Here is a 25,478-nt window from a genome sequence, read left to right on the forward strand (position 1 = left end):
GCTTGGAAGAATTTATACTCCGCTTCCTTGCCCTCCAGGGTCGTTTTGGCTTGTCGTAGCTTCTCGGTTTCGTGGGTCAACATCTCCGGCGGCAAACCCCGCAGGCCATTGACCGCATCCAGCTTGCGTTGCTGTAACTCAAAAGCCCGGTGGGCCGCTTCCACATCGGCCAGGGAACGTTCCACCTTAGCCTTGGCGGAAATAAACGGGTCAGCTTCGATCGCCGTGGCCAGATTGCGTTGGGCTTGGGCTAATTTAATTTCCGCTAATTGAATGGCGGTTTCTTCCACGGTGTAGGAAATGGGGGGCAGTTCCCGTAGGGCTGGGGCCGGTTGCAGCATGGGGATTAATTGACCTTCCACATTGGCGATCGCCAGCAGACGTTCCCGTTTGTCCCGTTCCAGTCGGGAGCGTTCCGCTTCTTTGTCCGATAACACCTGACCCCGGTTGACCGTATCCCCTTCCCGCACCTTAAGTTCCTTGGGGTCGCCTAGGGTCAAATTAATCTTGAGCCGGTTGGGAGTAGTCAGGGAAGAATCATTACCAGGGGTATTGGTGGTGTTGGTTTGGGCATGGAGGCCCCCAAAGACCACCGTGCCGAGGATTACCGCCAACAGTAAAGCTCGCCAGTTCATAGCATTTTGTCCTCCCTAAGAACCCAAAAAGCCAGGAGCAGACAAGTGGCAAGGGTTTGCAGACCAACTAAGGAAAGAATAATCAAAGAACTAATCATGGTGTATTCCTTTGGTAAAAGGGGACAATGTTAACTTTATTGGCATTTTTACCAAACCGTACCAATGATTCCAGGGGGTTAAGGTTGGCGATCGCCTCCTCGGAAAACCTGAAGGTACGGGCAGTGACGGGTAACTCAGAAGAATCAACGGGGAGAACCAGCTTAGTGAACGTATTGGTGAGAACATCCTTGGAAATATGACGGGAAGACTGGGAAGCCACCCACAGGCCCAGCCCATACTTTCTGCCGTCCGCCGCAATTCTGTCCAACGCTTTGGAATGGCCCAACTCCTTGGCTTCATCAATGAACAAAACTGTCCTGAGACCGGATTCCCCTAGTAAACGGTGGTGACTCATCAACTGGGAAGCCAAAGCATCCCCGGCGATCGCCTGTAATTGGGGGGGAAGTTTGGACAGGTTCCAACGGGTCAGGGGTTGGTTAAGGGGCTGGGTTTTGTTGAAAATGCCGTACTCAAAAATGGTGGATAACTTCAGTCTTAGTTTTTCCGCCTCCTTGTCTTCCCCGGCCATTTCCTCCAGCAAAGCTTCCAGGTCACTAAAATTTGGTGGTACTTTTAACCAACTTTCATGGGACTCCTGGGAGATGCCCCGGCGGAAGTAACAATGCTTGAAGCAGTCCAGCAGTTTCGCTTCCTGATTGGCCCCCAAGGTTAGGGTCTTTTTGAATAGCATGGCCAGCTCAATGGCCCGGAGATTGGGGCCACCTCCCTCCTGGTCAAGGTTCAACCGCATGGGGTTAATGCCAGCATTACTGGTCATGTTGACGTTGTAGCAAGTCTCCCCCGGCAATTCCTGGTCTCCGTGGAAGTCAATGATGGCAACTTGGGCTAACTTGCTCACTTCCCAGGCGATCGCCTTCAGAGTTTGGGTCTTGCCGGCCCCGGAACCACCGATGATGCACCCATGGGGATTGGCCACTGTGGCGGGATTCCAGTAAATTTGGTCACCGATTAGCACCCCTTCTTGCTTGGTGGGGAAAATATTACTAGGGGTTTGGGGATGGGTTAAACGGTTAACTAGGGGTTTTGGTTTGGAGTTGGAGGCAAACATAAATTACTAGGGGTTAGTGGTGGTTGAGAAGCCTGGATCTGCCCCCTAAATCTCCTCACTAAAGCTCCGGCAACCTTGGGGGACTTGAAATCCGGTTCCCCCCAGAATTGGGGGGCCAGGGGGGCATCTAAATGTCATCGTTTTTCAATAGTTTTGATAGTGACCGACCCCCTAACGTACTGGTCTTGGAGGAGGTGGATCGCCGTTTCAATGGGGGCATGGTCGAGGGTGACAAATCCTCCAGTGTGGCGGATGGGGGCAAAGGCAAAGGCGGACTGTTCCAGCCTTAAAACACTGGGGTCGTCAATGGTGAGCTGGCCACTGAGGAAAGTCATCGGTTGGATGTAGTCCTCCAACAGGTCGGGGGGTTCATCGTCGAGGTAAATGGTGTCCGTGGTAATCACTGCGGCCTCCCCTTCCCGGCCCCAAATGCGGTTAACAATGATGGTGCTGTCCGCTTCGGTGCCCACTTTCACCACCTGGTCATCCTGAAGTACCAGAAAGCCCTCGCCGTTGGTGGCAATTATCGGAGCCTCCTCTGTCACCGGCGCACGGTTCCCCGTCCAAACCCCCTCATACTCGGCATAAACTATCTGGTTGCCTCCTTTGCGGTTGTAGAGTTCCGTTACTCCACTGGGGGCCGCAATTAGGGCATTGAAGTTCTTCACCAAACCACCCGTGTTATTGAGTTGGAAAGTCCAAACGGCGATCGCCACCACGAAGACCATCAACCAATATTCAGCAGCACTGCCGGTGGCAATCCTTAAGTTCCGGTTGCCGGGACAAACACAGCGCACCCCCAACGGGTAAAACATCTCCACCCCGGATTTGGTGAAGCAGTCCAGAAACCAACCGGCAAAATAGCCAATGTTGAGGGCATGGACAATTACTAGGGGAATGGCGGGGATAGCAAACCAAAGACCATAGGTGACTGTTGCCAAAGTGATGGAAGCTAACAAGGAATGGGTGGCACTGCGATGGGAAAATCTTTGCTCCAGGGGTCGGGAAATAAAGGGTAAGACTCTCCCTGCCGGTGAAGTGCTGATGTCGATGTCCGGTAACAGACTGGCGATCGCCCCAATCAGAATCGGTACAGGGTTGGTGGTTTGGACTGCCATGCCCACACTGGCCGCCCCCACCAATAGGTGTGTAATGGTGAGCATCAGTTGGTGATCCTCCGTGATTCCTTCGGTAGGTAATAGGAAAGTCTTGCCACTCCTAGGAAAATGGCCCCACCAATGCCCGCCAAAATATAGAGGGATTGATTGCCAGTGCCCAGGCCAATGAACCGATAACAGATAAAGACAATGCCCACCAGGAGCAGTAAAGGGGTGATGTCAAAGTATCTGCCATGATCCCCAGCTTCATTTTGGATGCCCAAAAAACCCTCCTCGATGGCCCGCTTGGCCAACATGGGGTTGCCCCCGGCCCGGCTTTGGAGCTTGGCAATTTGGTGGGGCTTTAAATCTGACCCCAGGGCGATCGCCTCCTTCTCCATCAAGTCTCGGATCTGATATTCCGCTAGGGGTTTGAGTTCAATCCTGGGGACATAGATAAACAGGTCAGTCCTAGGAGGATTGGTGGCCGCCAACAGAATGGGAACCCCCACATCCTTGAGCTTCTTGAGCCACATCCGGAACTTCACTTCCAGGTAATGGGCATCGTCAAAGATCAGCACCGCCCGGTTAACGCTGAACCATTGGATTAACTCTTGCTTAAGCACTTCCACCGTTTTGCTCCGTCCTTCCAGATTTTTGATATCGACCCCGGCCATATCGGCGATCTCCGTTAATAAGGTCTTGGGGGTAGCCGGTTCAAAGTAGGCACAGGTCACCCCATCCGTTAACAACCGTTCCCACACCCGACGCACCAAGTAGGTTTTACCCATGCCTTCCCCAGAGGTGACTAGCACCGACCGAGCAGAATAGAGGGAATGGAGTAGACCTTCCATTTCCGGTTGCCGATAACAGTTGTTCCCCTGGGGCTGGACAGATTCCAGATCCTCTAGGCCGCTAATTGACCCTGACTCTTCTGGTAGGCCTTCGCTTTCGTAATCCATTGGGAAGCCACCACTAAAGGATTCTGGGGCTTTGGGGCGATCACCACCTTGGACTGTTCCACCTGGGCTTGGAGGTCTGCCGGTAAATGTTGGGGATTTTTGAGAATTTCAGCGGTTAGTAAATTCTGGGCAATTAAGATGCCCGCCGCTTGATTTTGGGCCGCCCGGATCAGCTCAGCGTGACCCAGTTCCTCGTCCCCTTCTAGGGCATCAAAATTAATTGCTTCCCCATACTGTTCTAGTTCCCCTTCATCAGTGACCATGGCCAATTGACCGGGTTTGGGATAGTCGGCCATTCTGCCCCCATCACTTATCCAGCGGTGGAGGTTATCAAGTTCAGCCATTTGTTCATTGGACAAACTGAACAAATCATCAACTTTGTCCAACGAATAGCCTAAATATTTCAGCCGATTAAACACCGTTGTCCGGGCTACCCCGTAGGACTTTTCCAGTTGTTGTACAACGTCACCTTTGGACTTTCCAGCGATGGACATTTTCTTAATCTCCCAAAAAAAAATTTGTGGAACTTGTCGTTTAGGGGATTCTATATGACAATTTTTTTCTGTCAAGTCCAATGCTGTCCAACGCTGGACTTAAATTTGTCCAACGTAAAGCAGTAAAAATCCAGCGGCGATCCGTCGGACAAATTGCCCTTTGCCATTGGACAAAATCTTGTTTTCGCTGGACAAACGCTGTAAATGTCTAGTGATTTGTCTAACGCTCTTATTACACAAACTGGACAATTCTTCCTTTGTCTTTGGACTGTCCAACGCATCCAGTATTAGTTGTCGGACAACTTCACCTTGTTTATGGGTGGGCCACTCACTGGGGTTAAATTCCATAGTGAACTCCTTAAAATTAATAATTTATATTGTCCAATAACTAAATAAAAATGACCACAAAGATTAGAAAATTTAACTTTCTTTAAAGCTTTCTTGATTTGTCCACTAACGCTCTGGTAACTCTGCTTAACTGCTGAGTTGATTGTTGGGGATGCTGTTTAAATAGGCTCTAGAATGTAACAATATTTACCAATTGATGTAGAAAATTTTAGCCATGAAAATAGACGCCAATAACTTTTACTAGGGGTTTCTAGGCTGGTGATCTTTCCCCCATCTTGACCAATATGGAGATTAATTTTTTGCTGTTTCTGGTGCCATGGGCGGGCGCAAAACGTGCCCTGAACAAATTCCAACTGTCGTTCCTTGACTCTGATCCGCTACCCTAAAAGCAGAAAGGGAGAGCCGCTAACTCTCCCAATCCATTACACAAATCTAATAGGAAGTTTAACGTATGTCTGACCGACTAGATCGCATTGAGGCTCTGATTGAGTCCAACGCCAAGAGCATTGAAGCATTAACAAGCAAAGCTAATCAGGATAGTTCCCTTTACCGTAAAGACCGGGCCCACGTCTTTGAATGGATGGCAAGATTAGCGGCCGCCCAAGCTGATTTTTATGAGTCCCAATCGGATTACCTGGATCATCTACAAAGAATTGAGGACAAACTGACAGAGATCCTTAACCGGACAACTCCCAATCCTTAACACTAACCTAATCGCTATTAGGCTAGTACAGCCCTGACTAAAGTCGGGGTTTTTATTTGGATTATTGATTGCCCCTGAAAGGATTAAGCAAAGAAACTCCTGTGTCAGCAAAATCCTTAACATTGCGAGTAACTAGGGTCAGTCCGTAACTGAGGGCAGTGGCGGCGATTTGTTTATCTAGAGCGTTATGGGGATTAGGAACTCGTAATTTTCCCCAAACCTGAGCCTCAAAGATAGTGAAATCTAGGATCTGGTCAGCGTAATCTGCGACGACAGTTTCCAACCACTCCTCCAACAAATTGGCTTGTTGATCATCTCCTCGATGCCTGATTAATTCTACACCCCGCCGCAATTCTCCGATGGTAATCACACTCAAATAGAGATGCTGAGCTTGTTGAAAAAATGCTAGTACGCCGGAGTCAGCCCTATCTTGCTTCCGTAGCTCACTAATAACGTTGGTATCAATCAAATATTTGACTGGTTCTGTCATCCTGTATTCGCTCAAAGTCTGAGTCATTGCCCACATCGGGAATCTGGCGAAGCACCTCCGCAAAGGATTTTCGGGGACGTTGCAATAGGGCCTGCTCTAGGATTCTGCGATGCTCTGCTTCGGCACTAATGCCATGTTGCCCCGCCCGCTTTTTCAGGGCCACCACCACCGCTTCATCAATATTGCGGACAATTAAATTCGCCATACACTACCTCCAGCCCACAACAAACTCTTGCTTTTGGTTATCACTCGAATGATAGCATTGATAGCGCTTGCTCATCGACCTACTTTACCTGTGCATGGATGAACCCAACAAGGAAATGAAATTAAGAATGATGCAGTACAAATTACACTCTTGAGAATCGCCTGTAATCCTTATATTTGACTTTTCAGGTTAACTACATCATTTTCTTCAGCAAAGACCCAAATTAGACGATTTAGGGCATGGTAGCAGTTTTCAGAATTTATCAACTGAGAATGATTAGCAATAATTTATGGCGAGCGATGGGGAGCCGAGAAAATTTAACGATAGAATTAGGGTTGCGGAAGCTACTCAATATTTTCCACCAATTATTGAATGAAAATTAACCGCCAGGGGCAAGCAAAGGTACTTACAGAGCAGGAACTGCACGACCTGTTCACTATTGGGTTGCTCACTCCCCGCGATCGCCTTTTATTTGGGATCTGTCTTTATACTGGTTGTCGTATTGGGGAAGCTTGTTCTCTGGCCTGGGCTGATGTCACCACCGATGCTATGACTTTCCGCATTGAAAAAACTAAAACTAAGTCCAGTCGGACTGTGGCAATTAGTCCAGCTTTGCAAGTTTTGTTCGATGAATACCGGCAAGCTCAACAATCCGTTAGGTTTCCATCTTCCTATGTCTTTCGGGGGAAAAGGGTAGGGTCGCATCTTCATCCTTCCATGGCCCACAAGCTTTTGAAAGCCGCCACAGATTTGATTGGAGTTAGGGGAGTATCTACCCATTCTTTTCGTCGCACTGCGTTAACAATGATGTGTAGAAAGGGTATCAATTTGAGGGTTATCCAAAAGATTAGTGGTCACAAGAATTTGAATGTGTTGTCTCACTATCTGGAGGTTTCGGAACAGGAGAAGGAGCAAGCTTTATCTACAATCTCGTTTTGAGTTGAATTAGTTTTTGACCCACACCAGTCATTGAAAATTTTGAACAGCATAGACTTTAGCTGTTCTAGGATTGGTGGCAATGCCATAGCCAAACTTAGTATAGTTGGGGGTCAATAGGTTTTTGCGATGTCCTTCCGAATACATCCAACTTTTCTGAAACCTTTCTACCAGCCCATAGTTGAGAGAAAAATGGGGAGAGCCGGGTAAGACCACAATATTTTCACCGACCCCACCCTTACCACCCAAAGCTTGATAGCGGTCGGTGGGGGACTTTCCTTCAGGGGTATCGTGACCGTAAAAATTCCGTTTGGCCATATCTTCCGCATGACCTTGGGCGGTTTTGGTAATCAAGGGGTCTGCCACCAGGGGCGGGAGGTTATTCAGTTGGCGATCTCGATTGACCAGGCTGAGAGCTTGGGTTTGAAGGTCGGGCAAAGAACGAGTCTGATGGGCATTGAATATGTGGGTCTGAGGTGAGCCAATTTTCCAGTTATCACCACCATTGCCATTGTGATAGTAGAGTGAATCTTTCCCCTGAAACAAAATCATGGCTACTACTACGATAATCCCTGTGGTTATCTTTTTGGACTTTGGCGATCGATAACGATAACGTCCCATTGGTTTTTACTGACCGAGTGCCTAATTTTACCAAATGGTTTTGACATAGGAATAATTCAAGATTTTTTGGTCACAGGTAATGAACAGGATGTGATACCGTCGGGCGATCGCCACTAAAATTCTGTCGGCGGGGTCTTTATGAAAATCTCCAGGTAGATTGGTACTATTAATTGCGTCGGCAGGTGAAAGGGGTTCAATGACTGTGCCAGGTTGTTGTTGCGCCAATTCAAACCATTCGTGAATAGGTAGAGGAAGTTGAAGTTTATTTAGGTTTTGTTTGGTGGCAATTTCCCAGACTGAAATACTGGAAATAAGAATACTATTGTTGTTTTCAGATTCGATAATAACGTTTTGGGCTAAAGTGGATAATTGATTAGGATCATGAAGTAACCACAGCCAAGTATGGGTATCAAGGAGAATCATTCCGTTAATGCCTCCCACAATTCTGGCATAGGATCATCAAAGTCTTCACTAATAGTGATGGGTAAACCACGCAGAGGATAGGTTTTCTCTAGGGTTGTTTTTGGGTTAGTAGTATCTTTTTGGATGGCATTTAGAAGGGTTTGAACGAGTTGCCATTTGTCTTGGGTTGATAATTTTAGAATTTGAGATTGGATGTCTTGTAAAGTCATGATTATCACTCTCTAGGTTGGGGGGTTTCTTTTTCAATATACTCGGCGATAGCATAATATTAAGAGAAGGAATACCGACAGTCAGATTTACCGCTAAAGAGTGTCACGGGAAAACTGCTAATGTGGTGACTGATTTTTGGAAGTTTTTACTAGGGGATAACGTTGCCATAAAAGAAGATATATTCCCATTTTTTACGGGGATAGACTTCCTGGCTCTGTATCTATTTTTCTCAGCTATGATTAAAATGAGAACTCGGTGACCATAGACAAAGTAACAATAATAAATAATATAAGAAGTCGTATTATTTAGGAAGTTTAAAGTTTATCGAGATCGTTTACAAACGTGCCTAAAATGAACGATTCATTAATATTATTATTTTGATGTCCTAAATCTTTTCTGATTGCCAATAACATCTGGCCAAATAATATAACGGGATTGCTTGGGTTAATTCGTGGGTCACTAGTTGATATTTGTCTGAAAGTGATATACAAATTTAAAACATCATCAGATGCCCATAGAATTAGCTCAGGTGTCATGTCAGCAAAGCATTTGATTAGCTCATCTTCAGATTTGGGTTTTTTGCCTATTTTATTAGCAAAAATAGTATCGAAGAAAAACTTAATAAGTCTGTCGTATATTTCAATTTTTTTAGGCTTTTGTTCGTTGCGAGTCTGAATATGAAGATTGCCAGCAAAGGTAATTAACGCCCCAAATAAAGCCAGTAAAATCGAAATAAATGGCCACGGTGCTTGGCCAATTTCATGAAATAAGGCAAAACATATTAAGCCAATAATAGCAATGGCAATTATGCCAAGACCGAAACTCTGCCAATTTGTATCACTCTTCATTTAGCTAACCTGTAATAATTTTATTGGGGTTTTACAAAGTGAAAATTAAATAATAATCTGTAATGCTTAATTTATAATATTTAGAGGATATGTAACAGTGGATACCCTCTAAATAACATTAATTAAATCAGCTAATTTTCTTTATTGGATTGAGATAAAACAGAACCAGCTAAACTTTTTGTATCGTCACTATATTTAGTGCTTTGAAGAACTTCAGATGCTATTGTTTCCATCTCTGCACCTGTTTGTTTATTGGGATCGGCTTGAGAAAGCACTGAGCCTGCTAGCTTTTTTTGGATTCCAGATGAGTTTTTATCTTGAAGAATCTTTGCTGCTTCAGACAATGCTTTTTGAGATGACGTTTTTTTGTTAGGCATTTTTTCTTTTTAATTATTAGTAAAAACTACACGTTAATTATAGCTATTATTTTTTGTATTTGCAGTTGATAATTGAGTAGCTTTTTCGTAATAACCGAACCTCGCTTCTAACAAATCCAAATTTATTTGACTAGTTTTGATAAGGTTTTATGACCAGCAAACTGATTCTTTTAATTCATTAGAATATGACCAGTCTAAAATATGCTCACGTTGAAGTCTTCCCACAACTATTCCAGGAGCAATACCAATTTCCTTGGCAAATTGGCTGATCATATCTGAGCGACAAGGATGAGACTTTAAAAAATCTTCCCAATTATTGGGATCTATCAAAAAATTGGCAGAAAATGTATCTGCTTCCTTTTCTTTGTCATTTTTTTCTTCCTTCTCTAAATCTATAAAAGTATCCCTCTTTCCATGAAGGAGAATATGTCCAGCTTCATGAAAAAAGGAAAACCAAAAGTGATCGTTCTTTTTATAGCGGTCACTAATTTGGAGTAAAGCTTTGTTAGGAGTAAGCCAACGAGTTGCTCCAGAAACTCTGGCTTTAGGTAATTGAGGAGTAAAAACTAAAATGACTCCTGCCTCTGCACAGAGTCGAACCATTTCAGGTTGAGAGACTTGAATAGATTCAGTAGTCAGTGAGCGGATTTTTTTAAGTGCCTGCTTAAATTTGTCTTTATCATAATTGTTACACTCAATCTTAGAGGCTTGAATCTCACCTTGACGCAACCAAGCAATTAAAGCAAAGGGATCGCTTTCAAGAGTTTGAGACTTACGAAAATCAACTGCTAAATTCTTTGTAGAATACTGCTCTAGTTGTTCTAAAGAGGCAACAGCAAAAAACCTTAGTAGTTCCTTTAACTGTTCAGCTTTATCCGTATAGGAGTCTATCCAATTAAATTCAATCATTTTTTTGTAGGGAAAATTCTTTAAGGAACTAGCTTGTTCTCTCAAATGATCATTTTCTTTTCTTCTGGCTAAAGATTCCCGATAACGCCACTCTCTTTCATTCCAAAATCGAGCAGAAGTACCTAAAACCCTTTCCAATTCCAATGCGGTTGTTACCGTAATCTCTGCTTTTCCTTTAATAATTTCGTTAATCGTTTTTTTGGGTCTGCCCATGCGTTCTGCTAATTCAGCTTGAGACATTTCCCTGTCTTCTAAAATTTCTGCCAGGGTTTCGCCAGGAGGAGAAACATAGTCTGGCATGTACTTATTTTGGATAATATTACTCATGACCGTCCTCTAGGATGGGGATCTTCTATAGAAAGAATTCGTATGGCAGTTACTTGAGTCCAGTCAATTCCTCCATCAATCTTTCTAGGAATAGGGTCATTAGCTGGCTCAAAAATCAATCTTTGGGGATGAACAAGATCTAGGGATAATTGTCCCGCTCGATTATGTCGTAGTTCATGACAACGCCCTGGGAACAATGACCGCATATCTTCAAGAGTAGTGACTGCCTGAAGATCGTCAAGCCTCCTCCTGATTTTTTTTGCCATGTCTTTCCCATAGGTTTTGACTAATAGCTTTTGGTTATTGCATTGCCCCTGAAAGTAAATGTCTTTAAATATTATCTCCATTCTAAGCTACTCTTGTAATTTTTGTTAACCCCAAAGGTTAATTTTATTTTAACTCTACCAATAGCGTCTAGATGTGTCAAACTCCGCTATATTTATGGGGTAAAGTTAATGGTGGCACTAGCATCATTTCCGAAAATATCAACCAGTCGAATTGCAATAGACCGTTTGCCGGATTTCATCGGGAGACTGCTAACTGAGGTAACAACGGTATGGGTGCGTTTGCCATTGCCGCGAATAGCCTGCCATTGAGACTTAAAAAGTTTGCCGTCATAATCCCAATCCACCGCCCAATAATCAATCAAGACAGCAAAGTTATCCTTGATGACCTTCCTGAGTTCGGCCTGTTGTTTCTCCGGCACAGGAAAGTTAAGCAATACATAGCGGTCAATGGCTACTGAGAGCATTACCTGACCATCGCCTGCGTCGGTGACACCGTGACTGACTTTGAGGTAGGGCTTTTCATGGAAGACTAATTTATCCCGTAGTCCCTCCAGGTCATCCTCGTTTTTAGCTTTCTTCAGGTAGTTATAAATCTCTGGGGGAATGGTCAGGGGTTGAATGTCAGTCTTCACCTTGCGGGTCTTGCCATAGTTCTCCAGGTCGGTGCTGAAATTATAGTCATAGTCCCAAGCCAAGATAATCAAAGTCTTGTAGCCTGTACCGTCTAACACTTCAGCATCCTTGGCTAACTCCATTACTTTCTTTGCCGTCGTCGGGCGATCGGGATAGCCCACATAAACTAACTCAGTTGTGCCATCGTCATGGGTTCTAACTCCCAAATCAGGCCGGTCTGTTCGGGCTTGTGCGCCGTAGAGTTTCAGGATAATCCTTTGCATCTCCCCAATCTTGGAACCACTGAGATAAATCATCTGGCGTTGATAATTGCCGATATTCTCCAACAGGAACGGACTAGATTGCTGCGCCACCAACCGATTCCGCGATACCTGTAAGCCGACTTTATCCAAATTGCAACCAATCCAACGACGATTTAGGCGATCGGCTACTGCCATTGTGGTTCCACTTCCACAGAAAAAGTCAGCAACTAAGTCACCTTCTTTAGATGAGGCTTTGATAATACGTTCTAGGAGAGCTTCGGGTTTTTGCGTGGGAAAATCGTTTCTTTGCTCTGCCATCGAATTAACTTCAGCAATATCTGTCCAAATGTCGCCTAACGCCTCTCCTTTTTCTTCGTCTAAATATCTGATTAGTCGCTTTTTTCCACTAGAAGTCACATAAATTTTACCTTGCTTTTCAAAATTAGCAATTGATTCCTCCGAGTAGTCCCCTAGATCACAATCTCGAAATAATCTACCATTTTCATCTTTTCTAAACTTAGTTTCTATAAAACTTTTTTCGTATGGCTTGTAAGCCCCATTCCAAATCCATGAATCTGATTTGCTATAAAAGAGAATAGAATCACTATTACGGGCATATTGCTTTGCAACAGCTTTTGCCCCTCTGGGTGGTTGTCTTTTCCACTTTATGTCATTTCTATAGTTATTAATGCTAAATATTTCGTCAAGAATCAATTTTAAGTAATGAACAACTCTCCAATCAACATGAACATATATGCTCCCTTTGTCACTTAATAAACGCTTTATTAATTGAAGTCGAGGATAAAGCATATCAATAAAAGAATCCATACCTCCTTCCCAGGTATCTGTATAAGCTAAACGCTCAATAATGCTGGCTTCTTTAGTAACTTTCTTGCCCTCTACACTCAACTGAAAATTATAATCAGCACTACTTAAAAACGGTGGATCAATATAAATTAAGTCAATCTTGCCAGCATAGCCCTGAGCCAATAAAGCTTGCATTGCCAACAAATTATCACCCCATATAAGGCGATTCATCTGGCTCTTATCAATCTCCTGCTCTCCTAGCAGTAACTCTCCCATTTGACCAGGAAATAAGGATGTTACCCCTGCTTGAGGTTGGTTAAATATCGGCAGGTTAAATTGATTGGCTTGTGCTGCATTGGGGATGACTAACTCAGCAGTTTGAAACTCAATATCTTTAGGATTAGGGGCACGTTTTGGTTTACTGTCCCAAACAAGTTTAGCAGAGTCACGTTTACGGCGATTTTCAGGCATAGAGTTTAAGATCTGTAAGGTATTCTAGAAGGTTCAATTTTTATTTTTGTAATGTCATGCCCATTATTCTCTAATAATAAGCTCAATCCAATTTCTATTCTTTCAAAATGAGATTTAATTACTGGACTAACAACTATCCTATCAATAGGTAAACGAATATTTTCTTTGTTCAATTCAATAAATGGAGTTATTATCTTACCAGATTCTCTAAACCTTAGTGATTTTTGGGGTGGGTTTTTAAATAATAAGCGAATTTCTTTTTCTTCCTCGAATGCTATATCTTTAAAAATCCCAACAATATCATTAATGTTTGTTGAGATTAAATCCATTAAATAATTAATTCCTTCGTCAATAACGTCTACATTGAATTGTTCTTCAGCATACCGAAGAATTGTACTAATTAATTCTTCTACGACTTTAATTTGCTCAATTTCATTGTATACTACTTTACTAATAATGAATTCCGATTCTTGAACAAAACCAGATGTAATCATATCAAAAAGCTTTTGAAGATTCAATCCAATTGCATAATCACCATAAGCTCTCCATTGACTTAACAAATCTCCATCAGTTGAAAAACAACGAGCATAATTATTTGAAGCTTTCTGTTTATAATTTTCCAAAAACTCAATTAACTTGTCTATAATCAATTTACATATTTGTCGTTGTTCTAGTTTAATTACAGGTACTTGGGGAGCATCTAAGTCATCTTTATATGCTTTCAATCTGTAACCAAATATATCTAAACCATGCTTAAACTCTTTAGAATCATTCATAAAAGAAAGATTAGTAGCTTGTAATTGATTAGTTTGTATAATTTTTTCCAATGTAGTCGCGCTTACATATTGATAGACAATTGCATGATTGTTTAAAACATTTTTTTGAAGTCCCTCAATTAGAAAATTGTGCTTCAAAAAAAAGCTTAAAGAGTCATAATCTATAGTCTGTTTAATAGGTGATTTAATAAATTGCTTTATTATCATAAATATAAAAATACTTAGCTTAAAATTGTAAACCTAACTCTCCATACAACCCCGCAGTTAAAGCAACCGCTTCCTGTCGCATGAGAGCTAATAGAGCATTGAAAGAAGCACCTTCATTGGCATTAAAGACAGACTCCTTCAAAATAATGTATTCCCATTGTTGGGGCTGATTAACACCGTTTGGGGATGCAACTCTGGAAGCTGATAAACACCATGCCATAGCGGCCTGTGCCTTGAGTGCCGTATCTGAGTGAGTAATCAGATGATCACCTTTGGCTTCAAACAAAAACATGGTGTCCTCGGTCTTGACTAAGAAATCCGGTTCATACTTGCGTTGAATGCCCCGATCATCTCGCCAAGGAATAATTAGGTCGTGTTTGCGGTCAAGTTTGGCAAAGGCTAAAACTTCTGGTGATGGATTCAGTAATTTAGTGATAATTTTGCGTTCCAACCCTCCTTTGTTGGACTGAATTGCCTGATAGGGATAGATACAGCGGGGAGTCTGCACCATATTGGCTTGCCGCATCATCAAACGATTCACATCCGATAGTCTGCGCCACACTGCCCCCGCCTGAAACTGAATTTCACCCATTGCCTCGGCGATCGCCGCCCGGAGTTGATTAGTCACAAAGTCCACAATCTGCTGACTCTGCAAGACTTGATAATTCTCAGACTCCATGAAATCAATGGTTTCCGTGAATAGGCGACGGGTTGTATATTCATCCACCAAAGCCGCTATCTCCGCCGCATGACTGGTTAGGTGTTGGGTCTTGCGAGTGCGGGTAATGGAACGGGTAATGTTTTGGAGATAGAAGTTGTAATCAAAATAATCGCTTTCCAACATCCAGGTTTTGGCCTTTGTCTCCGTTTCAACGTGAACATCCGTGATCATGGTTTTAGCTGTGATACTCTTCTGCACCGAGAACTGAACTGGATAGTGTCCCAACTTATCCACATCAATCTCATCCAAGTTTGGAACGGGGGATTGATCATAGAACTGAGCAGGCCAATGAATATCGTATTTCTCCAGGCGATCACCCTCTGCATCAACGGTGATTAAATCCCCAACCGCTTTAGTCTCGGAACTGTCCCCAGACCCCACCGCATACCCTTGACGGCGTAGATAATCCTCATAAAAGTCTCGGAACTTGGGATGCTCCACCAAAAACAGACAATCGAAGGCATTACCGGGGGCCTCTTGTCTCATTAACTTTTCACGGGCCTCTTGTTTCGCATCCTGAATCTGTTCATATTCAGGATTATAGGGAGGGAACATTAACCGCAAACCCCGCCCCACAATCTGCTCTAACAACAAATCCGCTTCACTGGCCCGAAGCATAACAATGATGCAGATATTAGTCCGGTCAAACCCTTCTCGAACTGATAAAACCGATACCACTATTTGTAAGGGTTTATTGTCATCGTCGATGTCATCTAGCTTTTCCTCGGCCTGCTTATTTTCTTGAGTTTTCAGATTGGAGTGATACACCACCACCCGATCACCATCATAGGGACTACCTTCAGTATCAACTAAAGTATTGAAGTGATCGCCCACCATGTCGGCTACTTCTGTTTCTTCCGCCAAAACCAGCATGACAGGCTTGCGATTAATACCACTTTCCTTAAATTCTTGGGTTAATTGCTCCAACTTGGACTTACCAATTTCCAGCATGATCTTTTGGCCACGGGATAAGTCCAGAATTTCTCCCCTTCTCCTATTCCCCTCTGGTTCTGCTCGTTCGGCCTTAAAATCGAGGTCTGCAAGATTACTCCCCTGGCGTTGTTCAAGAAATAACTGCTTAACCAACATATCCACACTAGCCTGAGCTAGTGAGTAGTCATAAACGATGTGGGGAAAATAATCTTTGTTGTCCCCTGTACCAAAGAAAGGAGTCGCCGAGAAATCAATCTGAGTAAAAACCCTATCACCGTTGGGATGACGTTCCTGCTGTTCTTGGTTCAGGAAACTCATAAACCTTCGCCAGATCAACTCCTCATCTTTCTGAGTTGTCGGATTAGGACGTTTAGCAGCATGAACATGGTGGGCTTCATCATTGAGAATGCAAAGATCGGGGTATTCCGTAAGCAAATCTGCAATAATTTCCGCTTTGGGGGTTTCTTCTCGTTCCCCCATAAACTCTTCCCACAGACTCGGATCATCCTTTGCAAATCGAAACTGTTGCCAGTTTGTGACCATCAAAAAGGGGCCATCGGTCAACGTCAAGTTATCCCTAAAGTCATTAGGAGTGTACTTCTCCAAATAAAAACGGTCGCGCCATCTTGAACCAGGAGGCATGAATAGGGGTCTTTGCCAGTCCTTCTCTACCGATTCCAGAATCCGCTTCTGCACTTCCTTACCAGGAGTGACAATCAAAAACCGTTGACTATATCCCACCGGGGCAGGTAGGCGATCGCCACTGTGATTTCTAACAATTTCACCATTAAGGGCATTGAAATATTGCCAAACAATTAGAGCATTTAGCACCCAAGTCTTACCGCTTCCCGTTGCCATCTTGAGACAGTATTTCGGAAAAGTAATCGGGTTAAGTTCATCCTGAAGCCGTTTAGATCTTGCTGCTTTCGCAATATTGGGGTGCTCCGGTGTACCGAAGTCTGTATAAAGCTGGTAAGGGTTTCTAATCCCTAAAATTTCATGGCAATAAATAATAGTTTCAATGGCCATCTGCTGGCATAAATGAAACTCAATTCCATCCTCTTTAACTTCCTCAAACCAGTATTTCAATAATTCTTCAGTCGTCCCAGTGACACCAACCCACCCCATATTACGCCAACCTTCTATATCACCCCGTAAGGCTTGGGGTAAATAGAGTTCTAGGGTCTTTAGCTCAGTGGTTTTTGGCATAATATTGAAACTTAGATCCTTTATTAAGGAGAAAAATAATATCCCCACTTAAATTTAGTGGTATTAGTAGTCGTTCTTACAAATTCAGAATCAAAGTCAGTATAGATGAAAGTTCTAGCTGTACCGTCAGGAAAATAGCCTACAGGAACTCCACCTTCCCACCAGTGGTTATAATCAATCAAGCCAATTTGAGGACAAGCCCCCATAATTCTTGCTGCTAGATCAGACATTAATTGAGGAGAAGATAAAAATCCCTGATACAATTTATCAAAATCACCTGACAGCTTAAAAATAAGATTAGATTGGCGTTCTTGAGGATAATCAAAATAATATTCTCTAATATTAGAATCGTTTAATTTAACGGAAGGATAAACTGTTCCTCCTTCCCATTTCCACGGAATAAAATATTTATTTTTGACAAGATAAGACTTCACACCATCAATTGCATCTTGGCAAGTTTCATTAGATACTTTGACCGGAGAAAATGTCCAAGAATCATTTCCCTTTGCAGGAATAGGTAAAGCTAAGAAAAATAAAATTGTAAGAGAACTGGCGATAAATTTCATTAAACTAACAACTACTTCCCCTCCAACTTCGCCAATCGTTGCTCAATCCGACTAACCCTTTCCACCAGGGGCAACCGCTCGTTATCCCCCACATAAGAGGCGATAGCGGCCAAAACCCCCTCAGTCACCGTCAAGCCCTGCTGGTCAAGGTAAGACTGCAATTGGCTTAGCAGTGGATCTGGAACCCGGATAGTCAATCGCCTACTTTCCATAACTGACGACAGATTTTGAATGTCTGACGGAATACTAGCGCAAAATAAGATCAGCCGTTGCAAAGTCTTAACAAATTGTGATAGTTAACCAAAAGGTTATTAATCGGGGCTTCAGCGGGTGAGATCCAACTTAGGTCTTTCAAAAACCTGAACGAATACCGAAGGCGGCAACAGGCACAAAATTTCCTGGGCCAAACCATAGGCTTTCCTTGGGCCCTTCACCTCCAGTTCCATCGACGAAAACGAGTCAATCTCTAACTTGTAGTCCCGGCGATAAATCCAGAGCCAGTCGTCGCACTGTGAACCCCATTCCAAACGAGGGAAATAGTCAGATAAGATTGAGACAATTAAATTAAACTCTGAGCGTTGTAATTCTGCAAAGATGACCCACTCGTTTTGATCCATACTTATTCCGCTACAGTGAGTGCCATTTATTACTAGAGGTTACAAAGGAAGACGGAATGCCTTTTCTTAGCCCACCTTCCGCACACGCTATATGAAGCGTAGCAGTGCAGATAAATGCTCAATAGATAGAGGGTAAGAAAAAACTATTACACTACTCCAAGTGTGGTTCAATTAAATTACGCCATCCATGGCGGCAACCTGCGGAATGTAGGTTCTTAGCCTACATTCCGCACGTAGTACACCTTCGTCTAAAATCGAGTACGACGGCAAGCCTATTTCGGGGTTTGCCTCTTGACTCCCAGTCAATCAATACTAGAAAACTACGCTATCTGTAGTGTTTTCCCGAAAATTTAGTAACTATTGGTAGGGCCTGCGGAATGTAGGTCTTAGCGGAGTAGCAGTAGCCATCGAGCTCTTCTAATTTGTACGGAACCCTTTAACTAAAGCTTAAGTATTCCTTAAACCGAATCATCCAGCCAACCACAAGCTGGACAGTCCCAATGAATAACGGGTAAATCACTGCGGTCGAATTCATGACCACATTTGGGGCAAATTCCAGTAAAAATGGGGTGAGAGTCCAAGATGTGTAGCTGTTCCCCTGGAGTCAAAGTAACAAGCTTATTCGGAAGCAGTTCCCCATCCCACCAGTAATATCCTTCAGGACTCCATTGCTCATCTACATCGGCCGGCGGCAAATTGGGAGCCTGCCGAAAGTCCAAACACTTACTTTCTACTCCCGCAGGATGAATCGCACAAACTAGATGGGGGTCGTGGGCATAAAACTGGCAGTGGTCGCAGTCGGGAGTTTTGGGCATTACGTTAAAAATTTGATAAACTAACAACCCATACCAATATTGCCATAATATTTATTGATTCTATTCGAGTAAATTATATTACTACCTTTCTTAAGCAAAACAGATGTCCAAAACCTGTCATTCGGATTATAACTATTTGAGCCTCCTGTTGTTTTAATTTGATAATGAATTCCATTGAGAACAGATTCAAAGATATAGATATATTTAGGAAAATAGCCAGATTCTTGAGGCCATGTAGGTAATTTTACTATTTTATTATCGGTAAGTGATTTTACAACTATAAAATGTTTCTCAGGGACGTAGCAGGATATTCCAGAATCACCCCCAGGTGTAAACCCTGGCATATTACTACAAATAGCAGTAATATATTTTTCTGATTCAATATAGGCTTCAGTGCTCATATAACCATTATTTTCACAAAAAGCATAAGCTTTATAAAGTATATCAACATGAGTTTCTTGAGCTATCACTGGTTGGGCTATAAAATAAAAAAGTAAAAGTTTTGTAAAAATCTGAATTTTTTTCATAAATCCCCCAAAACTAATTACTATTTAAATCATAGTTTATTTTTGGATTATAGTTAAATGGAATCTTATCCCAGCCCCAATACTTATCAAAATCTCCGGGATATCCGCTGTCCCTACTATGCCTAATAGTAAACTTATTGCGGCGAATATACCACCGCTCAGTTCCCCCTGTAGCTCCACTGAAAACAACTATAGCTACGCTAGGACATGAAGCACCAATTGAACGTGAAGCATTCATTTCTCCAGAAGTATCAGAAATATAAAATTCTCCTGATTGCCTACTCCAAGCAATGCTAAAATCACCATTCCAGTCTTTGTAAACAGTTGGCCCATATACAGGAAAGTTAGGATTTTTTAGATTAGGACGATTCACATAAATAGCATTTTTACATTCAGGAGTAAGCTCATTTAAGCTAACTTCAACAGGAGATGCTTGGACAATTTGACAAAAAGAAAGACTAATTAGAAATAAAATTCCAGGAAAAATCAATAGAGAAACTTTCATAGACAAAAAACAAGACAGTATATTAAAAGAATATTTTTTCAATTAAAGTTACAAGCATTGAAGCAATATCAAAATAAAAAATCAATACCCTTCAAAATCTTCATTATATGGCTGAGAATCAATCACGGTTGTAAAACTGGGATCGATAGTCAAAGTATAAACTTTACCGTCGCTATTTTTAAATGCGACATAGCATCGAGAAAACCCTTGACTACAACTAATACAAGGTCTTTTATCATCACAAAATTTCTCTTGACTACCTTCTTCATAAAGTCCTGGTTCAAAGGTCTCTATTTTGAATTTATTTGCATATAACAATCTTTTAGCTTCCAGAAAACTCATCCCTGCTCGTAGATATCTAGGCTGAACATTATCGCAAAGATGACGGTGGAGAAGAACACTGTGAAATGGTCTATCTGCGTAATACTCTTGCAAAAATTCATCATTAACTTCCTGAAGAGCAATACGTTCTCCATCTTTATATTCATTAAATGCTAGTAGCAAAGGGTATTCTGTTTTATCAATGGTAAAATTTCCATCCACACAATAATCAATTCTTTTTCCTAAAATTGCAAGTGAATAATCATTTGTTAATTGATTGCGTTCATAATCATATTTAGGATAAAAATAAGCAAAATCAGAAAATACTTTATTTCCTTCACGTCTCAGACTAGCTCGATTATATTGAACAATAACTCCAGGTTCACCAATTACTACCCAATTTTCACTTAAAGGATTAATTTTTGAAGGATTTGCCTTTAATTGATAAGGAAAAGATAAAAGAGAAATAGTTATGATTAAAATCTTTTTATACATCATATTTTGTAGTTATCTAGAATATCAATAAAATTATTAGAGGTCAGAGTCAGTAGTTTTAAGTACTACGTTAAAAATTTGATAAGTTAACATCCCATACCGATATTACCGTAGTAATTATTAATTTTATTTGAGTAAATTATTGTATCGCTTTTTTTAAGCAAAACTGATGTCCAAAATCTGTCATTTGGATTGTATAGCTAATTAGGATAATTATGAGACGTTAAGCTATGCAGTAATCTTGAATAACCTTATCTATGCTAGTACCCGGAGATGCGTGCATTCTCGCTCTCTTTAATGCACTAAAGTCATGCTCTATATCATTCAAATCTGGAGAATAAGTGGGCAAAAATAACACAATGTGTCCTGCAGACTCTACTATTTCCCTAATCCTTTTTTTTCGATGAATAGGGGCGTTATCCATAATCAACACCGACGTCATTGTCAATGCTGGTATTAAAAAGAATTCAAGCCATCCTTCAAAACCTGTTGCATTTAAGCTTCCGCTGAATAACATCGGCGCTATTAAGTCTTTTTGCATTTTTCTTCTTCCTGCTACAAGATTCTCTTTTTTCCCTCTTTTCCCTTGCTTTTCTCCATATACTCTTTCTCCCTTTTTAGACCATCCATAGAGTGAGGATACAAATTCCTCAAAACCGGCTTCGTCTATGAATACTAGACTTTCAATACCGTATGTTAAAATTAACTGCCTCAAGATTTTCTGATATTCTGCTCGCTTTTGGGCATCTCTCTCTTGATAAAGTAACTGTTTTTTTTTCTAGTAATCTTCATTTTTTTGAATTGGTAACAGATTGAGGCAGAAGTTACACCAAATTTTTTAGCTCTTTCTTTTAGAAGCATATCAGGATTATTTTTCACATCCTCTTCTAATTCTTTTATGTTTATCTTCCGCTGGCGATTCTCAACTTTCGTTGCCGCAAGCTCTTCTCTCCCCAACCAGCGATAAATTGTTGCTCTGCCTACCTTAAATATTTTCGAAGCCTTTGTGATTCCACCTCCACTCTCGATGAAATCTATAACCTTAATACGTAAATCAAGATCGTAAGTCATGACTGATTTATAAATTCTTGTGTTATTCTTCCAACATGTTACCATACAACTCCAGCAAAACGTCTCAAAATTAAATAAATCAGCTATAACTATTTGAACCACCGGTTGTTTTAATTTGATAATGAATCCCCCCCAGAACAGATTCAAAAGTATAAACATAAGGAAAACGACTACCAGATTTTTGAGGCCATGTAGGCAATATAGAGATTTTATTATCAACAAGTGATTGTACGACTATAAAATGCTTATCAGGGACATAGCAAGGCGTTTCAGGATTATAAGGGCTAAACCAAAGCATATTACTACAAATAGCAACAATATATTTTTTTGATTCAATATAGGCTTCAGTACTCATATAGCCATTATTTTCACAAAAGGCATAAGCCTTATAAAGTCTGTCAGTATGAGTTTCCTGAGCCATTACTGGTTTAGCTACGAAACAAAAAAGTAAAAGTTTTGTAAGAATCTGCAATTTTTTTTTCATACTTAGAAGATTAAAAGTCAGGAATAACGTAGGTAAAATATCAATCTAAACCAGGATTAATATTTGATATTCTTGTTGTCAAATGAGAAGTTTTACTGGGAGAATCAACACAATTCTTAAAACCTAATCTACCATTGTCTGTCATCATAAAACCCTCTCTCCAATCCGTTTTGTGGAGTAGAAAAGTAACATAACCAGTACCATCACAACTAGAAAAGACACGAGTTGCATAACTTTTTATCAAGACTTTTGAATAAAGAATATTCGCAGCAACATCACCATATCTTCTATATTTTGGGATCGTAGCTCCAGTAGCCAGCACAAAAAGAACCGTGTCAACTCTAGAAGAATTGGCTAACTCTTCCGCATCATAGGGAGGATAAACATCAGTTCTAACACTTGTTCTTTTTTGACGAATTTCCTCAGCCACACTATTAACAGTTCTTTGGCAAGAAGCATAAGCTGATGCTGGAAAAATAACTAAACTTCCAAAAGTAGTAATTGAAAATAAGATTACTAAACGCTGTAGCATAATATTTTCACTGGTCTTTTACCAAAAAAAGATAAACGATAATTGTCCCGGTGTCACATTCCCCTTTTGCCTCCGGTGATAGTGAAGATGGCAAGGGGAGCATAGGGCCATCAAATTACTAGGGGAGTTATTACTAGGATCATAATCACAGTGATGCACCGCCATCCTAAGCCTATACCGTTCTTCCTTCAGCAGACCCTTCCCCTCCCCAGGCTTTAAGCATTGCACCCCGCACCGTTCACAGACCCAACTAACGGACTGCTTTTTCTCCAGGGACAACTGAGGCCAGTCGGGGGGATAGCGGTTATCTTTCATTCCAAACCCCTAGTAAAAAATTTATCTCCCACTCTTAACCCCTAGTAATTTTTTTTAAAACACCCTGGCAACATTTTACGATTATAAACGTCTCCCTATCTAGACATCCAGAAGTTTAAGCAGTTAAACGTCTAAACTTTTAAACACTTAACCATCTAATGATTATCACCGTTACTGCCTTTAAAGGTGGAGTAGGTAAAACCACAAGCTCTATTCACTTGGCGGCCTACCTCAATAACAAAGCTCCAACAATCCTAATTGATGGGGACTTAAACCGTTCGGCATTGCTGTGGGCATCACACCAAAAGCTAGATTTCCCTGTTGTCGATGAACGGGAAGGACTAAAAGCGGCCCGTAATTATGAGCACATCGTTGTTGATACTCCAGCTAGGCCAGAAATTGAAGAAATTCGCTCCCTTGCTAAGGGATGTGACTTGATGGTTTTGCCAACCTCGCCCGATGCCCTTTCTATGGGAGCATTACAGGCAAACATCCAGACGTTTAAACAGCTAAACATTCCAAACTTTCGGATTTTAATGACCATCGTTCCGCCAAAACCTTCCACAGCAGGAATAGAGGCCAAGGAATATCTCCAAAGCTTAGGATTGCCTGTTTTTAAACGCATGATCACTCGATATGCCGCTTTTCCCAAAGCAGCCTTAGAGGGTTGTGTTGTTCGTGATGTCAAAGGCGATCGATATGCGGGGGCCGGTTGGAATGATTACAAAACCGTAGGAGGTGAAATTTATGGCTAAGGAAAAAAATCGCTTTGCAGGCTTTGAGAATTTTGTTCAGGCGGAATCAACTAGCTCAGAGTCAGCCCAAGGAAAACCAGAAGCGGCGATCGCCAAAAGCAAAGATCCCAATTTCAAAAAAACAACCCTCTACCTTTCCAAAGCCACCCACCTGAAATTACGCACCCATACCTTAAGCACTGAACAAGATATGTCCGAATTGGTGGAGGAGCTGTTAGTAGATTATTTCAAACGTCTAGACAGTTAAACAGGGAAACGTTCACTCAACTTTAACCTTAAGTGCTTAAACGGCTAACAATACAGACAGATAAGCGTCTAACCATTTAGACAGTTATTATAATTGGTTAGTTCAAAATCCATCAAAAAGTGAGCTGTCACCGACAGGCGTTAGGAAGGCTTCATAGGTTAGTACAATCTTTGCCAAGATATTGAAGGATAACGGTTACATCGAGTTTTTTTCTATCCCATTCCTGCACCACATCAAGCTTATCCTTGGGAATATACTTCGACCCCTTGTGCTGTCTGATGCCATTCTCCCAAAGCTCATAGTGATAATAGTACTGTTCATAGGATTTTCTGCCCCTTGAGGTCTGTTTTTCGCAATAGTGCAATTGGATGTAACCGCTACCTTGGCCCCGAGATCTCCGTTTGGATTTTCGCCCAGAATTTTTACTAGGGGATAAGGGAATGGAGGTAGAGGATTCGCTTGAGGGCAATACTGGCTTGTCCTGGGGTAACGGTTCTGCCGGCCAACTTGCGGGCTTTAATTCTGCCGGGGGTTCCGGTGGGGACAATGCAGGATAGGGAGCCAAGGCCTGAAACCAGTGAGAAGGATAACCCTGAATCAGGGCATAGGCCGTTGCGCTCAACTGTGAGCCATTGGCAATTAGCCCGTTGCTCCTCAACCATTGCTCCAACTTGTTCGACCCAGCTTGGCGGTAGGTGCCCAAACAGGCCGTGGGGGTAGGAAACAACAAACAATCTTTCCCTGCGGTGGCCTGCTCCAAGCTCCTGCGCCGAGATAATCTCAATTTCGCTTTGATAACCAACCATTCGGAGTCCGCCAAGGATTGCTCTAAGGCCCCGATGGATAACTCCCAGGGGTTGCTCAATGACGACAAATTGGGGATGGCACTGGGCAATGATGCGTAACACTTCCCGAAAGAGGGCTGATTCGGGATGGTGGAGGCCGGTTTTGGTTCCTGCTCCACTGGTGCCGGTGCAGGGGAAACCGGCGGTAACAAGGTCAAATTGCCCTGGGCTTGGGTAGTAGTCCCTGATGTCGGCGTGGATGGGGATGTGGGGCCAGTGGTGGGACAAAATGGTATGACAGTCGGGGTCGATTTCAACAAACTGAGTTGTTGCCACTTTTCCTCCGGTTTGTTCTGCGGCCAGGGTGAATCCGCCACATCCGGCAAATAGGTCGAGGTGTTTAA

General features: G+C 42.2%; 33 protein-coding genes and 1 pseudogene. 4 read left to right on the forward strand and 30 right to left on the reverse strand.

Translation table 11 applies throughout. The features are described 5' to 3' along the window. The 6 genes and pseudogenes from H6G45_RS04910 to H6G45_RS04935 all read right to left on the reverse strand — a co-directional run. Positions 1-635 (reverse strand): annotated as a pseudogene (locus tag H6G45_RS04910) (HlyD family secretion protein); the annotation flags it as partial. 94 nt (positions 636-729) lie between these two features. Further along, the gene (locus H6G45_RS04915) at positions 730-1,803 is read right to left on the reverse strand and encodes an ATP-binding protein (RefSeq protein WP_190597166.1); all 1,074 of its coding nucleotides are present in this window, start codon (positions 1,801-1,803) and stop codon (positions 730-732) included. Between the two features lie 134 nt (positions 1,804-1,937). Continuing rightward, on the reverse strand, positions 1,938-2,966 hold the full coding sequence (locus H6G45_RS04920) for a metal-dependent hydrolase (RefSeq protein ID WP_190597168.1): 1,029 nt from the start codon (positions 2,964-2,966) through the stop codon (positions 1,938-1,940). Continuing rightward, positions 2,966-3,862: an ATP-binding protein gene (locus H6G45_RS04925; RefSeq protein ID WP_242018054.1), complete on the reverse strand. Its 897-nt coding sequence runs from the start codon at positions 3,860-3,862 to the stop codon at positions 2,966-2,968. Before H6G45_RS04925 ends, H6G45_RS04920 begins: the two co-directional genes overlap by 1 nt. Beyond that, a complete protein-coding gene (locus tag H6G45_RS04930; RefSeq protein ID WP_190597170.1) occupies positions 3,808-4,356 on the reverse strand; it encodes a hypothetical protein in 549 nt (182 codons plus the stop codon). The genes H6G45_RS04925 and H6G45_RS04930 overlap by 55 nt, the downstream gene beginning before the upstream one ends. 99 nt (positions 4,357-4,455) lie before the next feature. Next, positions 4,456-4,704: a hypothetical protein gene (locus tag H6G45_RS04935; protein WP_190595463.1), complete on the reverse strand. Its 249-nt coding sequence runs from the start codon at positions 4,702-4,704 to the stop codon at positions 4,456-4,458. A 451-nt stretch (positions 4,705-5,155) separates the two neighbouring features. Here H6G45_RS04935 and H6G45_RS04940 point away from each other — a divergent pair, with 451 nt between their 5' ends. Continuing rightward, positions 5,156-5,407, forward strand: coding sequence for a hypothetical protein (locus H6G45_RS04940; protein ID WP_190597172.1), 252 nt, complete (start codon positions 5,156-5,158; stop codon positions 5,405-5,407). A 61-nt stretch (positions 5,408-5,468) separates the two neighbouring features. On the opposite strand, the gene H6G45_RS04945 is transcribed toward H6G45_RS04940, so the two are convergent. Continuing rightward, on the reverse strand, positions 5,469-5,897 hold the full coding sequence (locus H6G45_RS04945) for a type II toxin-antitoxin system VapC family toxin (RefSeq protein ID WP_190597174.1): 429 nt from the start codon (positions 5,895-5,897) through the stop codon (positions 5,469-5,471). After that, positions 5,869-6,102 (reverse strand): DNA-binding protein, encoded by a 234-nt coding sequence (locus tag H6G45_RS04950; protein ID WP_190597176.1) that lies wholly within the window; start codon positions 6,100-6,102, stop codon positions 5,869-5,871. Before H6G45_RS04950 ends, H6G45_RS04945 begins: the two co-directional genes overlap by 29 nt. 372 nt (positions 6,103-6,474) lie before the next feature. Here H6G45_RS04950 and H6G45_RS04955 point away from each other — a divergent pair, with 372 nt between their 5' ends. Next, a complete protein-coding gene (locus H6G45_RS04955; RefSeq protein ID WP_190597178.1) occupies positions 6,475-7,041 on the forward strand; it encodes a site-specific integrase in 567 nt (188 codons plus the stop codon). A 27-nt stretch (positions 7,042-7,068) separates the two neighbouring features. Here the strand turns inward: H6G45_RS04955 and H6G45_RS04960 are convergent, their stop codons facing one another. From H6G45_RS04960 to H6G45_RS05055, 21 genes are all read right to left on the reverse strand, one after another. Next, a complete protein-coding gene (locus tag H6G45_RS04960) occupies positions 7,069-7,659 on the reverse strand; it encodes a CAP domain-containing protein (RefSeq protein ID WP_242018055.1) in 591 nt (196 codons plus the stop codon). A gap of 27 nt (positions 7,660-7,686) precedes the next feature. Further along, on the reverse strand, positions 7,687-8,082 hold the full coding sequence (locus tag H6G45_RS04965; RefSeq protein WP_190597180.1) for a type II toxin-antitoxin system VapC family toxin: 396 nt from the start codon (positions 8,080-8,082) through the stop codon (positions 7,687-7,689). Next, positions 8,079-8,291 (reverse strand): hypothetical protein, encoded by a 213-nt coding sequence (locus H6G45_RS19255; RefSeq protein WP_199309589.1) that lies wholly within the window; start codon positions 8,289-8,291, stop codon positions 8,079-8,081. Before H6G45_RS19255 ends, H6G45_RS04965 begins: the two co-directional genes overlap by 4 nt. Before the next feature lie 315 nt (positions 8,292-8,606). Continuing rightward, positions 8,607-9,140, reverse strand: coding sequence for a hypothetical protein (locus tag H6G45_RS19260; protein WP_199309590.1), 534 nt, complete (start codon positions 9,138-9,140; stop codon positions 8,607-8,609). A gap of 131 nt (positions 9,141-9,271) precedes the next feature. Then, positions 9,272-9,517: a hypothetical protein gene (locus tag H6G45_RS04980; RefSeq protein WP_190597182.1), complete on the reverse strand. Its 246-nt coding sequence runs from the start codon at positions 9,515-9,517 to the stop codon at positions 9,272-9,274. Positions 9,518-9,664: 147 nt separating this feature from the next. Then, entirely contained in the window at positions 9,665-10,753 is a 1,089-nt protein-coding gene (locus tag H6G45_RS04985) for a HigA family addiction module antitoxin (protein ID WP_190597184.1), read from the reverse strand. A 439-nt stretch (positions 10,754-11,192) separates the two neighbouring features. Continuing rightward, entirely contained in the window at positions 11,193-13,193 is a 2,001-nt protein-coding gene (locus H6G45_RS04990; protein WP_190597186.1) for a site-specific DNA-methyltransferase, read from the reverse strand. A 5-nt stretch (positions 13,194-13,198) separates the two neighbouring features. Next, positions 13,199-14,176 (reverse strand): DUF2971 domain-containing protein, encoded by a 978-nt coding sequence (locus H6G45_RS04995; protein WP_190597188.1) that lies wholly within the window; start codon positions 14,174-14,176, stop codon positions 13,199-13,201. Between the two features lie 19 nt (positions 14,177-14,195). After that, positions 14,196-17,039 carry a DEAD/DEAH box helicase family protein gene (locus H6G45_RS05000; protein WP_190597189.1) on the reverse strand — a complete coding sequence of 948 codons (2,844 nt, stop codon included), beginning with the start codon at positions 17,037-17,039 and terminating at the stop codon, positions 14,196-14,198. Positions 17,040-17,062: 23 nt separating this feature from the next. Beyond that, positions 17,063-17,605, reverse strand: a complete 543-nt coding sequence (locus H6G45_RS05005; RefSeq protein ID WP_190597191.1) for a hypothetical protein — start codon at positions 17,603-17,605, stop codon at positions 17,063-17,065. Between the two features lie 11 nt (positions 17,606-17,616). Continuing rightward, positions 17,617-17,766, reverse strand: a complete 150-nt coding sequence (locus tag H6G45_RS05010) for a hypothetical protein (protein ID WP_242018056.1) — start codon at positions 17,764-17,766, stop codon at positions 17,617-17,619. 162 nt (positions 17,767-17,928) lie between these two features. Further along, positions 17,929-18,222, reverse strand: a complete 294-nt coding sequence (locus H6G45_RS05015) for a hypothetical protein (RefSeq protein WP_190597194.1) — start codon at positions 18,220-18,222, stop codon at positions 17,929-17,931. Positions 18,223-18,680: 458 nt separating this feature from the next. Then, positions 18,681-19,037 (reverse strand): hypothetical protein, encoded by a 357-nt coding sequence (locus H6G45_RS05020; protein WP_190597196.1) that lies wholly within the window; start codon positions 19,035-19,037, stop codon positions 18,681-18,683. Positions 19,038-19,057: 20 nt separating this feature from the next. Then, positions 19,058-19,564: a hypothetical protein gene (locus H6G45_RS05025; RefSeq protein WP_190597198.1), complete on the reverse strand. Its 507-nt coding sequence runs from the start codon at positions 19,562-19,564 to the stop codon at positions 19,058-19,060. 13 nt (positions 19,565-19,577) lie between these two features. Further along, complete coding sequence (locus tag H6G45_RS05030) at positions 19,578-20,069, reverse strand: hypothetical protein (protein WP_190597200.1); 492 nt, start codon at positions 20,067-20,069, stop codon at positions 19,578-19,580. Between the two features lie 81 nt (positions 20,070-20,150). Continuing rightward, a complete protein-coding gene (locus H6G45_RS05035) occupies positions 20,151-20,885 on the reverse strand; it encodes a hypothetical protein (RefSeq protein ID WP_206754989.1) in 735 nt (244 codons plus the stop codon). A gap of 223 nt (positions 20,886-21,108) precedes the next feature. Then, positions 21,109-21,600, reverse strand: a complete 492-nt coding sequence (locus tag H6G45_RS19450) for a transposase (protein WP_242018057.1) — start codon at positions 21,598-21,600, stop codon at positions 21,109-21,111. Continuing rightward, positions 21,597-21,956: an IS630 transposase-related protein gene (locus H6G45_RS19455; protein ID WP_242018058.1), complete on the reverse strand. Its 360-nt coding sequence runs from the start codon at positions 21,954-21,956 to the stop codon at positions 21,597-21,599. Before H6G45_RS19455 ends, H6G45_RS19450 begins: the two co-directional genes overlap by 4 nt. 79 nt (positions 21,957-22,035) lie before the next feature. Beyond that, positions 22,036-22,440 (reverse strand): hypothetical protein, encoded by a 405-nt coding sequence (locus H6G45_RS05045; RefSeq protein ID WP_190597205.1) that lies wholly within the window; start codon positions 22,438-22,440, stop codon positions 22,036-22,038. 40 nt (positions 22,441-22,480) lie between these two features. Beyond that, entirely contained in the window at positions 22,481-22,972 is a 492-nt protein-coding gene (locus H6G45_RS05050) for a hypothetical protein (RefSeq protein WP_190597207.1), read from the reverse strand. 18 nt (positions 22,973-22,990) lie between these two features. Next, positions 22,991-23,287, reverse strand: coding sequence for an HNH endonuclease (locus H6G45_RS05055; protein WP_190597209.1), 297 nt, complete (start codon positions 23,285-23,287; stop codon positions 22,991-22,993). 158 nt (positions 23,288-23,445) lie between these two features. On the opposite strand from H6G45_RS05055, the gene H6G45_RS05060 reads away from it, so the two are divergent. Next, positions 23,446-24,042 (forward strand): ParA family protein, encoded by a 597-nt coding sequence (locus H6G45_RS05060; protein WP_190597211.1) that lies wholly within the window; start codon positions 23,446-23,448, stop codon positions 24,040-24,042. Next, a complete protein-coding gene (locus H6G45_RS05065) occupies positions 24,035-24,289 on the forward strand; it encodes a hypothetical protein (protein WP_199309591.1) in 255 nt (84 codons plus the stop codon). The genes H6G45_RS05060 and H6G45_RS05065 overlap by 8 nt, the downstream gene beginning before the upstream one ends. A 425-nt stretch (positions 24,290-24,714) precedes the next feature. Here H6G45_RS05065 and H6G45_RS05070 read toward each other — a convergent pair. Then, on the reverse strand, positions 24,715-25,478 hold a 764-nt coding region (locus H6G45_RS05070), incomplete at its 5' end, for a DNA cytosine methyltransferase (protein WP_190597215.1).

This window comes from Synechocystis sp. FACHB-383, from assembly GCF_014698605.1.
GTDB classification, from domain to species: Bacteria; Cyanobacteriota; Cyanobacteriia; order Cyanobacteriales; family Microcystaceae; genus Synechocystis; species Synechocystis salina.

What these genes read in the sequence shown, in the direction of transcription:
- H6G45_RS05000 (WP_190597189.1), bottom strand. Translation starts at nt 17,039, where the DNA reads ATGCCAAAAACCACTGAGCTAAAGACCCTAGAACTCTATTTACCCCAA.
- H6G45_RS04965 (WP_190597180.1), bottom strand. Translation starts at nt 8,082, where the DNA reads ATGATTCTCCTTGATACCCATACTTGGCTGTGGTTACTTCATGATCCT.
- H6G45_RS04915 (WP_190597166.1), bottom strand. Translation starts at nt 1,803, where the DNA reads ATGTTTGCCTCCAACTCCAAACCAAAACCCCTAGTTAACCGTTTAACC.
- H6G45_RS04960 (WP_242018055.1), bottom strand. Translation starts at nt 7,659, where the DNA reads ATGGGACGTTATCGTTATCGATCGCCAAAGTCCAAAAAGATAACCACA.
- H6G45_RS04985 (WP_190597184.1), bottom strand. Translation starts at nt 10,753, where the DNA reads ATGAGTAATATTATCCAAAATAAGTACATGCCAGACTATGTTTCTCCT.
- H6G45_RS04930 (WP_190597170.1), bottom strand. Translation starts at nt 4,356, where the DNA reads ATGTCCATCGCTGGAAAGTCCAAAGGTGACGTTGTACAACAACTGGAA.
- H6G45_RS04990 (WP_190597186.1), bottom strand. Translation starts at nt 13,193, where the DNA reads ATGCCTGAAAATCGCCGTAAACGTGACTCTGCTAAACTTGTTTGGGAC.
- H6G45_RS05025 (WP_190597198.1), bottom strand. Translation starts at nt 19,564, where the DNA reads ATGAAAAAAATTCAGATTTTTACAAAACTTTTACTTTTTTATTTTATA.
- H6G45_RS04955 (WP_190597178.1), top strand. Translation starts at nt 6,475, where the DNA reads ATGAAAATTAACCGCCAGGGGCAAGCAAAGGTACTTACAGAGCAGGAA.
- H6G45_RS19260 (WP_199309590.1), bottom strand. Translation starts at nt 9,140, where the DNA reads ATGAAGAGTGATACAAATTGGCAGAGTTTCGGTCTTGGCATAATTGCC.
- H6G45_RS05035 (WP_206754989.1), bottom strand. Translation starts at nt 20,885, where the DNA reads ATGTATAAAAAGATTTTAATCATAACTATTTCTCTTTTATCTTTTCCT.
- H6G45_RS05005 (WP_190597191.1), bottom strand. Translation starts at nt 17,605, where the DNA reads ATGAAATTTATCGCCAGTTCTCTTACAATTTTATTTTTCTTAGCTTTA.
- H6G45_RS05020 (WP_190597196.1), bottom strand. Translation starts at nt 19,037, where the DNA reads ATGCCCAAAACTCCCGACTGCGACCACTGCCAGTTTTATGCCCACGAC.
- H6G45_RS05065 (WP_199309591.1), top strand. Translation starts at nt 24,035, where the DNA reads ATGGCTAAGGAAAAAAATCGCTTTGCAGGCTTTGAGAATTTTGTTCAG.
- H6G45_RS04980 (WP_190597182.1), bottom strand. Translation starts at nt 9,517, where the DNA reads ATGCCTAACAAAAAAACGTCATCTCAAAAAGCATTGTCTGAAGCAGCA.
- H6G45_RS05030 (WP_190597200.1), bottom strand. Translation starts at nt 20,069, where the DNA reads ATGAAAGTTTCTCTATTGATTTTTCCTGGAATTTTATTTCTAATTAGT.
- H6G45_RS19455 (WP_242018058.1), bottom strand. Translation starts at nt 21,956, where the DNA reads ATGACTTACGATCTTGATTTACGTATTAAGGTTATAGATTTCATCGAG.
- H6G45_RS04950 (WP_190597176.1), bottom strand. Translation starts at nt 6,102, where the DNA reads ATGGCGAATTTAATTGTCCGCAATATTGATGAAGCGGTGGTGGTGGCC.
- H6G45_RS05050 (WP_190597207.1), bottom strand. Translation starts at nt 22,972, where the DNA reads ATGCTACAGCGTTTAGTAATCTTATTTTCAATTACTACTTTTGGAAGT.
- H6G45_RS05045 (WP_190597205.1), bottom strand. Translation starts at nt 22,440, where the DNA reads ATGAAAAAAAAATTGCAGATTCTTACAAAACTTTTACTTTTTTGTTTC.
- H6G45_RS05055 (WP_190597209.1), bottom strand. Translation starts at nt 23,287, where the DNA reads ATGAAAGATAACCGCTATCCCCCCGACTGGCCTCAGTTGTCCCTGGAG.
- H6G45_RS05060 (WP_190597211.1), top strand. Translation starts at nt 23,446, where the DNA reads ATGATTATCACCGTTACTGCCTTTAAAGGTGGAGTAGGTAAAACCACA.
- H6G45_RS04945 (WP_190597174.1), bottom strand. Translation starts at nt 5,897, where the DNA reads ATGACAGAACCAGTCAAATATTTGATTGATACCAACGTTATTAGTGAG.
- H6G45_RS05015 (WP_190597194.1), bottom strand. Translation starts at nt 18,222, where the DNA reads ATGGATCAAAACGAGTGGGTCATCTTTGCAGAATTACAACGCTCAGAG.
- H6G45_RS04935 (WP_190595463.1), bottom strand. Translation starts at nt 4,704, where the DNA reads ATGGAATTTAACCCCAGTGAGTGGCCCACCCATAAACAAGGTGAAGTT.
- H6G45_RS04995 (WP_190597188.1), bottom strand. Translation starts at nt 14,176, where the DNA reads ATGATAATAAAGCAATTTATTAAATCACCTATTAAACAGACTATAGAT.
- H6G45_RS04940 (WP_190597172.1), top strand. Translation starts at nt 5,156, where the DNA reads ATGTCTGACCGACTAGATCGCATTGAGGCTCTGATTGAGTCCAACGCC.
- H6G45_RS19255 (WP_199309589.1), bottom strand. Translation starts at nt 8,291, where the DNA reads ATGACTTTACAAGACATCCAATCTCAAATTCTAAAATTATCAACCCAA.
- H6G45_RS04920 (WP_190597168.1), bottom strand. Translation starts at nt 2,966, where the DNA reads ATGCTCACCATTACACACCTATTGGTGGGGGCGGCCAGTGTGGGCATG.
- H6G45_RS04925 (WP_242018054.1), bottom strand. Translation starts at nt 3,862, where the DNA reads ATGGATTACGAAAGCGAAGGCCTACCAGAAGAGTCAGGGTCAATTAGC.